The organism is uncultured Candidatus Kuenenia sp., from assembly GCF_900696675.1.
GTDB classification, from domain to species: Bacteria; Planctomycetota; Brocadiia; order Brocadiales; family Brocadiaceae; genus Kuenenia; species Kuenenia stuttgartiensis_A.
Map to the genome: position 1 here is coordinate 1 of NZ_CAADGZ010000014.1, position 15253 is coordinate 15253.

The 15253-nt window shown below is 40.9% G+C and carries 12 protein-coding genes; 5 read left to right on the forward strand and 7 right to left on the reverse strand.

Features of this window, described 5'->3' with window-relative positions; translation table 11 throughout:
- Positions 1-133: 133 nt before the first annotated feature.
- Entirely contained in the window at positions 134-301 is a 168-nt protein-coding gene (locus QZT26_RS03965; RefSeq protein WP_157820435.1) for a hypothetical protein, read from the reverse strand.
- Positions 302-776: 475 nt separating this feature from the next.
- Here QZT26_RS03965 and QZT26_RS03970 point away from each other — a divergent pair, with 475 nt between their 5' ends.
- Positions 777-1403 (forward strand): hypothetical protein, encoded by a 627-nt coding sequence (locus tag QZT26_RS03970; RefSeq protein ID WP_157820434.1) that lies wholly within the window; start codon positions 777-779, stop codon positions 1401-1403.
- A gap of 61 nt (positions 1404-1464) precedes the next feature.
- Here the strand turns inward: QZT26_RS03970 and QZT26_RS03975 are convergent, their stop codons facing one another.
- Positions 1465-2877, reverse strand: coding sequence for a sigma-54 dependent transcriptional regulator (locus QZT26_RS03975; RefSeq protein WP_295100813.1), 1413 nt, complete (start codon positions 2875-2877; stop codon positions 1465-1467).
- Positions 2878-3055: 178 nt separating this feature from the next.
- Entirely contained in the window at positions 3056-5182 is a 2127-nt protein-coding gene (locus tag QZT26_RS03980) for an ATP-binding protein (RefSeq protein ID WP_157820433.1), read from the reverse strand.
- A 479-nt stretch (positions 5183-5661) separates the two neighbouring features.
- Here QZT26_RS03980 and waaF point away from each other — a divergent pair, with 479 nt between their 5' ends.
- Positions 5662-6735, forward strand: coding sequence for a lipopolysaccharide heptosyltransferase II (gene waaF / locus QZT26_RS03985; RefSeq protein ID WP_295100816.1), 1074 nt, complete (start codon positions 5662-5664; stop codon positions 6733-6735).
- Positions 6736-6833: 98 nt separating this feature from the next.
- Here waaF and QZT26_RS03990 read toward each other — a convergent pair whose 3' ends face one another.
- The 3 genes from QZT26_RS03990 to rfbA all read right to left on the reverse strand — a co-directional run bounded on the left by QZT26_RS03990 (position 6834) and on the right by rfbA (position 9449).
- The gene (locus tag QZT26_RS03990; protein ID WP_099324655.1) at positions 6834-7790 is read right to left on the reverse strand and encodes a calcium/sodium antiporter; all 957 of its coding nucleotides are present in this window, start codon (positions 7788-7790) and stop codon (positions 6834-6836) included.
- 215 nt (positions 7791-8005) lie between these two features.
- Positions 8006-8569, reverse strand: a complete 564-nt coding sequence (gene rfbC, locus QZT26_RS03995) for a dTDP-4-dehydrorhamnose 3,5-epimerase (protein WP_099324654.1) — start codon at positions 8567-8569, stop codon at positions 8006-8008.
- Positions 8559-9449, reverse strand: a complete 891-nt coding sequence (rfbA, locus tag QZT26_RS04000) for a glucose-1-phosphate thymidylyltransferase RfbA (RefSeq protein WP_099324653.1) — start codon at positions 9447-9449, stop codon at positions 8559-8561. The genes rfbC and rfbA overlap by 11 nt, the downstream gene beginning before the upstream one ends.
- Before the next feature lie 302 nt (positions 9450-9751).
- On the opposite strand from rfbA, the gene QZT26_RS04005 reads away from it, so the two are divergent.
- Positions 9752-10108: an HNH endonuclease gene (locus QZT26_RS04005; protein ID WP_099324651.1), complete on the forward strand. Its 357-nt coding sequence runs from the start codon at positions 9752-9754 to the stop codon at positions 10106-10108.
- A 137-nt stretch (positions 10109-10245) separates the two neighbouring features.
- The gene (locus tag QZT26_RS04010) at positions 10246-12897 is read left to right on the forward strand and encodes a U32 family peptidase (RefSeq protein ID WP_295100823.1); all 2652 of its coding nucleotides are present in this window, start codon (positions 10246-10248) and stop codon (positions 12895-12897) included.
- Positions 12898-13230: 333 nt separating this feature from the next.
- Here QZT26_RS04010 and gmd read toward each other — a convergent pair whose 3' ends face one another.
- Positions 13231-14361: a GDP-mannose 4,6-dehydratase gene (gene gmd, locus QZT26_RS04015; RefSeq protein ID WP_295100824.1), complete on the reverse strand. Its 1131-nt coding sequence runs from the start codon at positions 14359-14361 to the stop codon at positions 13231-13233.
- Between the two features lie 333 nt (positions 14362-14694).
- Here gmd and QZT26_RS04020 point away from each other — a divergent pair, with 333 nt between their 5' ends.
- Complete coding sequence (locus tag QZT26_RS04020; protein ID WP_099324647.1) at positions 14695-15192, forward strand: PH domain-containing protein; 498 nt, start codon at positions 14695-14697, stop codon at positions 15190-15192.
- The last annotated feature ends 61 nt before the right edge of the window (positions 15193-15253 follow it).

The window sequence follows — 15253 nt, forward strand, 5'->3', positions numbered from 1 at the left end:
GAATTGCAAGGAGACAACCCCGTGGAAAACCTTCTGGCATACGCCAAAAAAGCTCTTTTAACAAAAACCACTTCCGGCTTAACTTATAATATCGCTTGTTAATTTTTCAAAGAACTAAAGTGTTACCAAAAAATTAATGTTCGGGTAAGAATTGTGCCAATGCCTGCATCCAGTTCCAAAGCCCATTTTTCATTTCTTCCGCCTCTACGCCATCTTTGAATGAATCTTCATTTTCTTCGATAAAGCAATAGACCTTTCCTAAAAATTCTTTTAATTCAGCGACTTGTTTTAAAATATCCACCTTTATTTCTCCCCCTTAAGCTGGCATAGCCAGTGCCAAACAAGCACGAGATAAAAAATCCGAAGCACGAAATACGAAACAAATTCTAATTTTTAATTTTCAAATGTTCAAAACCCGGTTTTTTTCATAGGGATTTTGTATTTTGGAATTTGTTTAGTATTTAGCATTTCGGAGTTCACCATTAGATATTTTGTTAAAAAATATAAATAAATCACTGCTGCGGTACGGTCGTATACATCCTGATAATTCACGGAATATAACATACGTTTGTTGCAGAATGCAAACAGTTCTTGTTTTATTATTGTCGCGTAATCATGTTATATTCATGCTAATAGTTTTTTCCTGAATTTATGAATGAAACAACCCTGACAAAATTAACAGGTAGGGCAAGGATAAAATGTCGCTGTAGTGGTAAATAGGCATCCACAATTACCAGGCAGGATACTTTTGCAGCTTTATGAAGATAGGGGAATGTATGATAAAAATAGTTATTATTTATTTGTGTTTTTTTGCCGGTATTGTTTTATCAACCGGGAAAACGGCTTATAGTTATGGTTACAAAAGGGAAGAAGACCCTTTGATTACGACTTTTAAGGCGATCATTTTTCACGGGAAACAAGATAATTGGCTAATGGTTCAAAACGAGATTGAAAATATTACTGATCGTATAAATGACATTAATACTCTGTTTAATATAGACTTTAAACCCCTGTTTGCTGTTACATTACGAGAGCAGGATTTCCGCAATTTGTGCAATCAAATGGCAACGCTCGTTTTTTTTGCAATAAAGGAAAAGTTTTATTACAACAAAAAAGAACTACTGAAAATTTTTGTTCGTGCAAAAGTACGGCTTCGATTAGCAGAAGAGTATTATACTGCCTTGCTGGCAGGAAATGTCCTGGCTTATGACGAAAGGCATGCTACTTCACTGCACAAGGAGATTATAGAAAGATTTTCAGGTTTACGAGACACTATTGGCAGTGCCGGATTCCTCGGCGCCGGCGCCAAAGAACCAAATTTGTACGAGTTTAATACAATGTCCGATGAAATAGAATCGTTGCTTTTAACGGCATTTCCCTACTTTGACAAAAACCGGAAATGATTTTGTCCGGCCGATTCATCATGATGATATTACTGTTTGTCTTTCGACCCATACACTCATTTCATTCTTTGATATCTTTATTTAGCTGTAAATCTTTTATTTTTTGCTGCAGATTTTGACGGTGCATGTCTAATGCCTCTGCCGTATGGCTGATATTGCCACCGCATTCCTCAAGTTTCTTACTGATAAAATCCTTCTCGAAATTTTCAATAAGGATCTTTTTCGCTTCACGAAATGAGAGATGGTAATGTACATTTTTTGTTGAATCCGGGTTTTTTTCCTCCCGTATTATGTCTTCAGAGAGGTCTGAAATATCAAGAACATCGTTGTTTGTAAGAACTATGGCGCTTTCTATGGTGTTCTTTAACTGACGAATGTTTCCCGGCCAATTGTATGCACTAAGTTTTTTCATGGCGTCATTTGAAATAGAAACAACATTTTTATAATGTTTTTTACTGAAATGTTGTATGAACCGGTTTACCAGCAATGGTATGTCTTCTTTTCTCTTTCTTAACGGCGGAATTTTTATATTTACGACATTTATTCTATAGTATAAATCTTCTCTGAACCGGCCTTCTTCTATTTCCTCTTCCAGGTCGCGGTGGGTGGCGCTGATGATTCTTACATCAACCGCCAGTGTTTCCGTGCCGCCCAGACGTTCAAATTTTTGTTCCTGCAGTACCCGCAGGAGTTTTGATTGTGTGCTGAGGCTCATATCCCCTATTTCATCCAGCAGAATAGTGCCATTATTTGCCATCTCAAATTTACCCATGCGCCTTTCTGTTGCGCCGGTAAAGGATCCCCTTTCATGCCCGAAAAGCTCGCTTTCAATAAGCGTTTCCGGCACGGCAGCGCAATTCATCACAATAAACGGACCGTTTTTCCTTTTGCTCCTCCGGTGAATCTCATGCGCCGCAAGTTCTTTACCACTGCCGCTCTCTCCCTGAAGCAGTACCGTAACATCAGCGGTAACTACTTTTTCTATCCGGTCAAAAACCTCCTGCATGATCTTGCTTTGGCCGAGAAGCTCTCCATATCCCTCAAGCATTCCAATCTCCATGCGCAAGCGGGTATTTTCTTCCTGAAGAGCTATTTTCTCCAGCGCGTTCCTGGTGATAATGCGTAGTTCTTCCATTTCGTAAGGCTTTGCTATGTAATCGTATGCGCCCTTTTTCATGGCCTCCACGGCAATCTTTTCCGAACCGTGCGCCGTAACGATAACCACAAGCGGGGGATGTTTCATTTCACGTATCTTTTCAAGCGTTTTTAGTCCGTCGAGCTGAGGCATATTTATATCTAAAAATATAAGGGCTGGCTGCAACGTATGTATTTTTTGTAAAGCATCTATGCCGTTTGTTGCTTCAAAGATGGAACCGTGGTCCCTTTGTAAAATCTTTTTCATGCCGTAGCGTGCAGCTTTTTCATCATCGACGATTAAGATAGAATTTGTGTGCATGGTTTCCTTTGTTGTCATAATAATAGTAGTACCTTATCAGTAATTTCCCGGCACTTTTTCTCAAAATATTTAATAGTGAAATCGGTTAATTGCAGGCTTGTGACGATTTTTTTTAAATCTATGCAATCGTTCGACTGAGCTTATGACGAAGTGCTGTGTAATCTGTGGTTCTTGTTTCGTATTTCGCCTTTCTTGTTTATTTGTCTTCGCCTATGCCAGCTTGGGGTTGCATTTGCTCGAATGGGACGTCTATAACAAAGGTTGTTCCGTCCCCATTGCTTTCAACATGAATGGTGGCGTGCATGTCCTCTAATTTCTTTTTAACAACGGAAAGCCCTAAGCCGGTTCCCGTCTGTTTCGTAGTAAAAAATGGATCAAATATCTTTTGCAGAGAATCCTGCGGTATGCCGTGCCCGGTATCCGTGACTTTTATCTGAATAAAATGCTTTGTTGGAATGAGGTCTGCATCGATGGAGATTTTTCCATTGGGAGGGGTTGCCTGAATGGCATTATGGATAAGATTGAAAAATACCTCCTTTAATGCGGCTTTATCAGCATATATAAGTGGAAGTGCTTCAGAAATATTACATAATATCGCAATATTGTTTTGCCTCGCCTCATGGTTTAGCACTACCAGTGTTGAATCAATAACCTCTTTTATTTTCACATGTTCCTGCATGTTCCCACTGGGCTTTGCATAGAGAAGCAATTGGTTTACCACTTTGTTCAGCCGGTCGATTTCACCGACAATGATATCAAGGTCTTTTTGTAAAGGATGCTCCTTTTCTAAATCTTCGCACATTGCCTGGACGATAGCCTTTATGGAACTAAGGGGATTTTTTACTTCATGGGCAACGCTTGTAGAGAGGCGTCCGAGACTGGATAATTTTTCGTTTTCTAGCATTTTTCTCTCAAGAAAAAGTTTTTCTTCGATGATCTTTGATTTTTCAAGCGCGGAACCAATCTCGTTTGCAATAATCATTAATTGATCTAAATTATCAGAGGCGATCGGCATACCGCGTTTTGCCCTGCCCATACACAATATCCCTTTCAGCCTTCTTTTTACAAAGACAGGAAAGATAAAAATAGCCTCCAATAACCGCATTTCACTAATGACGGCAGCGTCCTTTACTTCATATCGGTTTAATTCCACAAGCTCTCCCGATGAATAAAATTGTATAATATTATGCAAATTTGCAAGTGCAATAACGTCATTTTTTTTGTCTCCGATGATTTGAATCCTGTTCTTTTTAATGAGAACGAGGTTTATTGTTTTAATCGAGGTCGCTTTTTTAATAGAAAAGACAACATTTTCAAGGAGTGCCGTGATGTTGACAAGAGGGTCTGTGCTTATGACATGATTTAATTCGTTTAAAAGATACTCCGTATCCGAGCTTCGAAAAAAGAGTATCTTCCTGAAAAGTTTTTGAGACTTTTCTTTAATTGTTGGAAACCAGAAAACAAGGTTTATTACAAAGACCGCCTCCAGTGTTTTGGAATGTATTGCATACTTTATTTCCATAAACTTGCTAAATTGCTTTATTCCGAAATAGTAGAGACAGATGATGACAAAGGTGAGGAAAGAGTAAAAAATACTCCTTCTTAAAACAAATTCCATATAATTATAGCGATAAACGTAATAGGAAAAGACGATGCTGGGAAAAATGGAAGATAACATGGAGACAAGCACCAGATAGTCGCCGATATAAGCTATTTTCCTGCCTTCGAGGATTACGGTAAATCCAATGAAAACCGCTATGGTTATCAATACCCAGAAAATAGCCATAAGGAATTTTTGTTCCTCTTTTTCTTCTGCATTTTTTGCCAGCCATTTGGAGATGTACGCAGAAATAAGCAATGCTACTATCAGCCAGACGATAAACGGCTTTACAAGCTGGCTATGGGCGACCAAATAAGATTCTTCCAGGCGGATGAATTTTTTTATAACGAATGAAAAGGGGAGAACGGGAAAATATATTGCAATTAAAATAAGCTTCTGCAAGGACCTTCTTATCGTAAAACCGTTTTCATATAAAAATGAAATGGCGGTATGAAGCAATAAGCTGGGCATAAGCCCAATGCCGGCATACGAAATTGCGTCAGCAATGAAATTTACCGGGAAGAGATTTTTGTCGAACAAAATAGAACTAAAGAGATAAACGGTATTCCCTAAATGCCACATTGCGACACTAATAACAAGAAACTGAAAAATAAATTCACTTCTCTTCTTGTGTCTTCGCTGCCCAATGAGTACGGATAAAACGATGTGAAGAATCGTTCCCACGATGAAACCAATAATGGAAATAATTTCATAAAGAGGCATAGGCGTGTTTGGAGATTTTATCCCTATAAAAGTGTGACAAAAAAGGTATAATTCTTTAAAAAAGGGCAGCTACGGATTGTGCATGTTATATATATTGCCCTGTAAAAACTGCTTTTTACAAATCTTTCTCCGTACTACTATCCATAAACTTATTGTTTTTAATGCGCGTTTTTCAAAATGCATAACCGTAAGGCATTGATTAGCAGAGACGCACGGCCGTGCGTCTCTGCATTAAATTCCCTTCTTGGGATTAAGGGGGTGGGTAAAAATTAATGCCGTTGGGTCTTTGTCTTTTAAAAACCCAGCCTAATTTAAGAATACGTACATTCCCCGGAGCGGCCGGTTTCTTGTTTAAACATATTTGTTATTGGTAAATTGGCAGGAAATACCCTGCACATATTAATATCGCATTAAAGGGACATGTCAACAGAAAAAACAACGCGTGCTTTTCAATATTTTTTGGGTAGTGAGCAGAAATTATGATACGAAAGAGAAATGAAACTATCGCTGATGCGGTAAATAAAATAATTATCAGATCCCCAAACTGGGTTGGCGACGTGGTTATGGCCACTCCCGCGTTTAGGTGTATTCGTGAAAACTTTCCCCGCGCCAAAATAAGCATTCTCTTAAAACCCTACGTCAGGAAATTAATCGATAACGCGCCATGGTTCGATGAAATAGTGGAGATTGATGCGCATAACTCTCGGGGAAAATACGTGGGATATATTTCTCTCATTATGCAAATACGAAGGAACCGGTATGACCTGGGGTTTTTATTCCCCAATTCATTCAGTTCTGCGTTACTATTCCGGCTGGCGGGTGTAAAGCGCCGTATTGGTTATAAAAGAGATGCCCGCGGCTTCCTGTTAACCGACGGGGTCAACCGGTTAAGGGAAAATGGAAGGTTTTTGCCGACATATATGGCAGAGTATTACTTACGGTTATGTTCTGAAATCGGATGCGCTGTACGCTCAAAGAAGCTGGAGTTGTTTGTAACCGAACGGGGGCAGAAATGTACTGCGGAAATGTTTGATGAATATGGCTTTAACAATGGAAGACCACTTATTCTCTTAAATCCAGGCGCAGCCTATGGGTCTTCAAAATGTTGGACGGTAGAAGGATTTGCCCGAACTGCTGATATTATCCAGTCAAAAATTAGAAGCAATATTGCTGTTGTGTGCGCCCCTCATGAGGTGAAATTAGGCGAAGATATCAAAGAGAAAGCAAAATCAAAGATAATAAATTTAGCAGACAGAGCACTTGACCTGGAAATTTTAAAATCAATTATTCAAAGATGTGATTTGTTAATCTCCGTTGATTCCGGACCAAGGCACATAGCAGTGGCTTTTAAAAAACCCGTTATTACGCTAATGGGGCCAAATGACCCGAGATACACATATTCTCCTGAAGAAACAGGAGAGGTGATACGTGCGGAGGTGGATTGCCTTGCATGTCAATTAAAGGTTTGTCCGAAAGACCACAGATGCATGACCCAAATAAAACCGGAAAGGGTTGCAGGGGTAAGCCTGGAAGTGCTTCGCCACTACCTTTAGAAGAAATGACAATTACAGGTGAACAGTAGTACCTTTCTTCTGTCGGTAGTCGGCAAATGGCAGATTGAGTACTCCCGAATGTTTGCCAGCTTAGGGATTTAAAAGATACATTTTTTGTAAATAGCTATCATATAAAAAATATATCCAACCAGTAAAAAAACACCTTCCCACCTGGTAAGTATAAACTTTCTCATAATCATGGGAATAAGCAGAAGGCTGAAGACGATCATAACCGGCATATCAAATTGCAAAGAAGAGGTATTAATCTGCAGCGGGTGTATAATAGCGGTGATTCCAAGCACCGCGAGAATATTATAAATATTGCTTCCCAGCACGTTGCCTACGCAGATATCCGATTCTTTCCGAAAAGCAGCAACGGTTGATATTGCCAATTCCGGAAGAGAAGTACCTACCGCAACAACGGAAAGACCAACAACGAGTTCGCTTATGCCAAAGTTGCGCGCCAGATAAATTGCAGAATTCACCAGCAGGTGTGCGCCCCCGATAAGCGTTGTAAGGCCGATAAACATGAACAAAATATCGAGAGAAAGTGTGTTTTTTTTGCTAATAAAATCTGCAAATTCCTCCTCGATTACCTTTGATTCTTTTTTGGCACTCCGGGAAATATAGCAGGTATAGACTACAATCCCCACCACCAGCAGGCCGCCTTCCCAACGGCTAAGAATGCCGTTTCTGCACATCAGATACAAAAGGCCTGAAATGCCTATAATAATTGGGATTTCCCTGCGGAGGAGGTTCATTTCCACTTTCAGTGGAAGGATTATTGCGGTTACCCCAAGTACCAGTCCAACGTTGGCGATATTGCTTCCAATGACGTTCCCTATTGCGATGTCATTTAAATTTCTTATCCCGGAAATAATTCCTGTAACGAGTTCAGGAGCAGATGTGCCAAAGGCAATAATGGTAAGACCGATGATAATAGGTTTAATATTAAGAAAATACGCGAATCGCGACGCCCCTTTGACAAGCCATTCGGCGCCAAAATAAAGAGCGGCAATGCCGGCACAAAATAAGAGAGATTGTAAGAGAATCATAGGTTAATCCACCTCTTTAAAAAACGCTACTTATGAACGAGAGCGTAAGTTTTATAGGGTTAATAGCATTAAAATATGGTTGTTGTATCATCATGGAAACATTTCACCGTTAAATTCCTCCTATTGCCGTGTACCATAAAAATACTCTGTGAAATTTATGCAATCTGTGGTTTCAATCTTTTTTTATCGAGAAAGCTGAAGCCTCCGATGGCATCTTATTTTTTGTATAACGGCAAAAGCGTTTCCGGTATGTTCTTTAATGTTTGGTATTCCTGGTCTTTTTTTGAGAGGATTGGCGAAGAGGATTGCCACGTTATGTTTATCGCTGGGTCCGACCAGAGGATACCATAATCATCGTCGGGCGTGTAAATTTCCGTACACTTGTATAATACGTCTGCCGTTTCGCTCAGGACCAGAAAACCATGTGCGAATCCTTCGGGGATATACAATTGGTATTTGTTTTCAGCGGATAAATGGACGCCTGTCCATTTTCCAAAAGAGGGAGATCCCCTCCGGATGTCCACCGCGACGTCAAAAATTTCTCCGGAGATAACATAGACAAGTTTTCCCTGCGGATGCAAGAGTTGGTAGTGCAGGCCTCTTAGCGTATTTTTTTTAGAGTAAGAGTGATTATCCTGTACAAAATTGCCAGAAATTCCCACTTCCGCGTATTTATTTTTGTGAAAGGTTTCCAGGAAAAACCCTCTATCGTCTCTGAAAACCTGCGGCTTGATGAGCACAACCTCCGGCAAGGCGGTCTTTGCAAATTCACAGGGCATATTCTTTTATCTCCTCTTCTTCAATGACTGCCATGATATAACGTCCATAATCATTTTTTAACATATCAAGGGCAAGCGCTTTTAATTGCGCCCGGTCAATGTATCCCAACCGGTATGCGAGTTCTTCGATACAGGCGATTTTTATTCCCTGTCGTTCCTGTATTGCCTGGACATAGCTGGACGCCTGCTGGAGTGATTCATGCGTTCCGGTGTCAAGCCATGCGAACCCCCTCCCTAAAAGTTCTACACAAAGATCGCCTCTTTTTAAATAGGTTACATTCACATCCGTGATCTCCAGTTCTCCCCTGGCGGAAGGTTTAAGATTTTCAGCAATCTTGATTACATCGTTGTCGTAGAAGTATATGCCGGGGATAGCGTATTTTGATTTAGGTTTTTTGGGTTTTTCTTCGATACTGATGACTTTTCCGTTCTGGTCGAATTCTACAACGCCGTATCGTTCAGGGTCATGAACGTGATACCCGAAGATTAATCCCCCTTTTTTGATTTGGGTGGCGTTTTTAAATATTTCACGAAGCCCGTGACCATAGAAAATGTTGTCCCCCAGGATAAGGGCGACAGAGTCCTTGCCGATAAAGGGTTTCCCGATAATGAAGGCTTGCGCCAAACCTTCCGGGGCGGGTTGCTCTGCATAACAAATCGAAATGTTTAATGATGAACCGTCGCCGAGCAATTCTTTAAATTGCGGCAGATCTCTTGGGGTAGAGATGATGAGTATTTCCCTTATTCCCGCCAGCAATAATGCCGACAAGGGATAATAAATCAACGGTTTATCGAAAACGGGTAAAAGCTGTTTGCTTACCACCCTTGTAATGGGATAAAGCCGTGTGCCGGAGCCTCCGGCGAGGATTATGCCTTTCATGGTATTTTAATCTTTGGTAAATAATGAATCTAATGGGCGCATGGTTACGCTATATGTTTATTTTATTGAGATTTTTCAAAAAGCGAAAAGAAGGATGTCGCCCTTCAGGCAAATGTGGTGTCCGAATTGTAACAGGGGATTCAATGATTCTTCAAGCATTTTTATCTGCGGGCAGGTCATTTAATTTGATGATCAATGTGTTTTTTGTTCCCTCTTTCCTTGTAAGCCAAAAAAACCTATAATAATAAGAACAATAATTTATTATCGCATGAACATAATACCTTTAAAAAAAGAGATTGAACATGTCTGACTGGATTCATATCGAGAAAGATCCAAAACATATAGCCAGGGAAAAATTGAAGGCGCAGGAGATGCGAAAAACGCAATGGTGGTTAAACAAAATATCGCGGGGAATATGTCATTATTGCCAGAAAACATTCTCCCCCGATAAGCTTACTATGGACCATGTAGTACCGCTTTCAAGGGGTGGTAGAAGCACAAAGGGGAATATCGTCCCGTGTTGTAAGGAATGTAACAATAAGAAAAAGTACTTAACACCGGCTGAAATTGTATTGAATAAATTGAAACAACAGAATGCCTCACCGCAAGGGGATATGGTACAGCCAGAAAACAAACAAGAAGACAGTCTGCAATCCTGAGTCCTCAATCTGCAATTTGAAATTTGTCGACTGATACAGAGTCTCCAATGTACCTTCATGCCTGAACTTTACAACGTTGCAAGGCTTTCTGTTTATTGAGAATTTTCGAAAACCTACTTTATTACGTATATTGTCGTATGGAGATGCCAAACGTTTACTCCCAACAAAAAAAACCGGAATTGCTCTCTCCCGCCGGCGATATGGAATGTTTTTTTGCTGCCGTTGAAAATGGCGCTGACGCTATTTATGTTGGCTTAAAAGATTTCAGCGCACGTGCAAGTGCGTGTAATTTTTCCATCGACGACGTCCGCAAGGCCATTGCCTATGCCCGCAAAATGTCCGTCAGGGTCTACGTCGCCATTAATACCCTGATTAAAACCGACGAATTGGAAAAGGTCGTGGAATATCTCATCGCACTTGATGAATTACGGCCAGATGCTTTGATTATTCAGGATTTGGGGCTTCTTTTCCTGATACAATCTCAATTCCCTCAATTTACCCTTCACGCCAGTACGCAAATGACTATTCATAATCTTGCCGGGGTAAAACAGATGGAAAGGATGGGGTTTAAACGAGTCGTCTTGTCCAGAGAGTTGTCGGTGGATGAGATTAAAAATATTGCACTAAATTCCAACATGGAGATTGAGGTATTTGTCCACGGGGCATTGTGTTATTCCTATTCAGGGTTATGTTTCTTTAGCAGTGTAATGGGCGGACGTAGCGGGAACCGGGGCCGCTGCGCACAGCCATGCAGGATGTATTATAAATCACCGCAGGGTGAAGGCGGATATCTGTTTTCTATGAAAGACCTCCGTACTTTAACCCATGTAAACAGGTTAATGGCGGCAGGGATTCACTCCTTTAAGATTGAAGGCCGTATGAAATCGGCTGAATACGTTGCCGCAGCGACACATGTCTATCGCCAGGCAATTGATGGCACGCTTGAAGATATGGACAACGCCATTCATCTCATGAATACCGTATTTAGCCGGGAAACAACTTACTCATACCTGTTTGAAGAAACGTATCAACAAGGTAAAAAAAACAGCAATAACAAATATGCGCCACGCCCGGAAAATGCCCCTTTCTTGTCTCATCCTTCGCAAGGCGGGGCAGTTGTAAAATCCCCAAAATTCGTACAGGATATAGAACGATTCTCCAATAATAAACAAGTCAAGGCCTCAGACGCGATCAATCCATTCTATCCTGCAAATATAGGCGCTTATGCGGGTGAGGTAACAAAACAGGGAAAGGGCTGCATTACCGTTCGGGCAGATGCTGAAATCGGTGTAAGGGATTTATTACAGTTTTTTGAGAATGGCGCAAAGGAACCCGCCTTGTTACCCGTAAGGAATATCAGGGTCAATGGGAAGAGGGTGTTTGGTATAAAGGCAGGTGATATTGCCATGATCGACACAGAACGGCAATATCAACCTGGGGTAGGGGCAAGGTTGTACTTGCTCTCTTCGCAAAAGATCAAAGAATATTTTACGCCAAAAGTACCGAAAAAATCAGAGGCTTCCAGGATGCCCGTGGATTTGGAAATCAAAATAATGCCTGACGGCATAGACATAAAGGGCACGGCAAGGTATTTCTCGTTTCCCATGAATTTTTCGGTGAAACTGGAAAAGAGCATTCACAGGACAACAGAAAGAGAACAGGTAAAAGAGTGCTTTTCCCGCCTGGGCGAGACGTCCTTTGAGCTGAAAGATATTCATACAGAAATTTCCGATGAATTATTTGTTCCGCTCAGCGTGTTAAATGAAATCCGAAGGGAGTATTTCCGGATATTTTATGAAGAATGGCACAAGGACAGGGATCGCAGGTGTGAAAGCATAAAGAAGTGGGTTAAGGGGGAGTGGATTGAATTTACTCATCCAGTACATAGGGATGTTTCTGCCGGAGGAATAAGGCTATCTCTGAAGGTAGATAAACCGGACTATTTAAACCACATCCCACTGGAAACGGTTCACAAGATATATATAGTCCTTACCGAGGAAACGATTGGGGATCTCCTGGCACTGCAAAGCCATAATCAAACATCCTTTAACAAAAGGGGATTAAGTGCGTTGTTATACACTTGCGGAGAAAATAATGAAAATATCTCTCCATCAAATGGAAGAGACAAGATCGTTTTCTCATTACCCGCCATCATGAGGGATACAGGGATAGGATGCATGACCTACGGGTATTGTAAGAAGGCCGTACAGGAGTTGCTCTCACAGAGGTTTCGGCAATTCCATATCTCCAACCCCGGTGCAATTGAGTTATTTGAAGACGCAGAGGTACAATTGTATGCCGATTACCCTTTCTATTGTCTGAATCCGCTTTCTGCGATTAAACTGCGCGAGTTGGGATTCTGCAGATATACGCTCTCTCCGGAAGATGACAAAGAGAATCTGGAAAAGCTGTTTTCTCCCCATGCTGAGTTGATTATTTATCAGGATACCCCGCTCTTTACCTCAGAGACCTGCATTTGGGCAAACATGAAAAGGGAGTGTCCTGGAAAGAATTGGTGCGGTTTCAGTCAAATGACACTGGAAAATGAATATGGCGACCGCTTTACAGCCATAAATGAGGATTGCAGGACAGTAGTGATTGGACAAAAGCCATTTTCCCTTATTCAGTACATTCCAAAACTGATTGATGGCGGTCAAAGGGACTTCAGGGTTGACTTATGTTATAAGGATTATACACCTGAAATGGTGCAGGATATATTTTCAAAAATTCAAACCATGAGTAAGGTCAATAATTCCGTGATGGGGAATTTTGAAAGGGGGCTACTGTAGAGTTCAGGTTGCCAGGCCGGCCCCCGACTTCTTGGCAAAATATTTAAAGGTGAAATACGAAATAAGAAACACGAAATCCGAAACAAATTCTAATGACAAAATGATTTGAAATTCTAAACAAGCGCTTCTTTTGTATCTCGCGTTTCGTGCTTCATACTTGTTGTATGTTTTGGATTTGTTTTGAATTTTATGCATTGTTCTTCAAATTTGTTTCGTACTTCGGGTTTCGTATTTTTAATTTCTCGCTTGTTTGGTTCTGGCTATACCAGCTTAGGAATTTCTATAGCGCTTATTGGGTTTCACCCATGGCTATATGCTTTCTGCCCTTCAGTCCTATGGTATTTCCTCTATCCAGCCAATCCCCTTCTGTCTCAGAATCCTGACGCCGTCGCCCGATGATTTTAAACCGGCCAATTCCATATCAGAGTCAACCATAATTTGGACAAGCTCGTGAAATGTAACCCTCGGCGCCCAGTTTAATTTTTTTTGTGCCTTCGTTATGTCGGCACATAAAAAGTCTACTTCTGTAGGCCTGAAGTATCTGGGATCGATTTCAACAAGGACGTCGCCGGTTTTAAGTGCGGAGGTTGAGGATAAGGCGGAGGTTAAGGAGCGAACGACGCCTTTTTCTTCGGCGCCTTTTCCCTTCCATTCCAAATCAACCCCAACAAGTTTGAAGGCAATTTCGACAAATTCTCTTACCGAATGGCTTTCGCCGGTTCCTATCGCATAATCATCCGGTCTTTCCTGTTGAAGTATTAACCATTGGCACACTACATATTCCGGGGCAAAACCCCAGTCCCTTCTGGCCGCCAAATTACCCAAATACAATTTCTTTTGCTTTCCGGCAACGATGTTTGCCACCGCCCTCGTTATCTTTCTTGTTACAAAAGTCTCGCCTCTTCTGGGTGATTCGTGATTAAAGAGGATTCCATTACAGGCAAACATATTGTACCCCTCCCGATAGTTAACTGTCATCCAGTAGGCATAGACTTTGGCTGCAGCATAGGGGCTTCTTGGCCTGAAATGTGTTTCCTCATTTTGAGGAGGAAGGGCATCTCCGAACATCTCGCTACTACTTGCCTGATACACTTTGGTTTTAATGCCGCTTCTCCTTACTGCCTCTAACAACCTTGTTGTGCCCAGGCCACTAATATCCCCAGTGGATTCAGGCATATCAAAGCTAACGCGTACATGGCTTTGCGCTGCCAGGTGATATACTTCATCAGGCTGAATATTATAGATGAGGTTTGTTATTTGTCCCGAATCGGAAAGGTCTCCGTAATGCAAAAAAAGCCGTGCATCGGGGTCATGGGGGTCCCGGTAGAGGTGATCAATCCTGCCGGTGTTAAAGGTACTGGATCTGCGAATAAGGCCGTGAGTTTCATAGCCCATGGAAAGGAGAAATTCTGCAAGATAGGAGCCGTCTTGTCCGGTAATTCCGGTTATTAAAGCTTTTTTCATAATATTCTCAGATATTTTAAATAGTAAAAATTTAAGATTACGGTTAAGGTTGAGATAATGCCATTTGTATTGCCTTGACTTGCAAGAAGCCCTTACTTATAATTTACTCCTCTTATGCGACCGCAATGAATTAGCTACGTACTATTAAATCAGGTTGGGTTTTTAAAAGAAAAAAATCCAACGACATTTATTTTTATTCATTGCTTAACTAAAAATATTGAAATTCCTATACATAAAATGTGACTCATTGGTAAAGAGAACCCGTATAAATATTTTTAATGACATGCTGTTTTTTGCCGTTAATTCCGGAACAGATACTCTCATTTAAAAAAAATGGATGAACTAAACGCTCCGAATTCACTGCCTGTTTTTGCAAAAAATACGCCGCAAACAATACTAAAACCACGTATAGAACAGTATTGGCTGCTGTTTTTTATCTCCGTGCTTTCTTTTTTTTTAAGCCTCCGGTGGCACGGAATCCACTCTCCCTTTGGACTTTGTCTGTTATCATTTGGCAGTATTCTTTTTTGTTATGGAGTGCTCACCATTTGCATTTCAAAATATTATATTGCCCAAAACGGGTTATTCCTTATAGAAGGGCCTTTTTCGACCCGTCTTAAGAAAATAGACTATAACGACATTAACAAAATACTCATACACCAGGGTGCTATTCAAAAACGCCTCCGGGTCGGCACTCTCAAAATTTTCACAAATACCATTACGTATACGCTTAAAGGCATTAAAAACCCCCACCAAATACGGGAACTTATTACCCGGGAAAGGGTTTCCTATAACGAAAGGCGCTCTTTGATGAAAAACATCCTTTCGTAAGGTAAGGTTACCATTAAAAACTAAAGTGTTACAATATTCTGGTTTTTCTTAATCTGTGCAA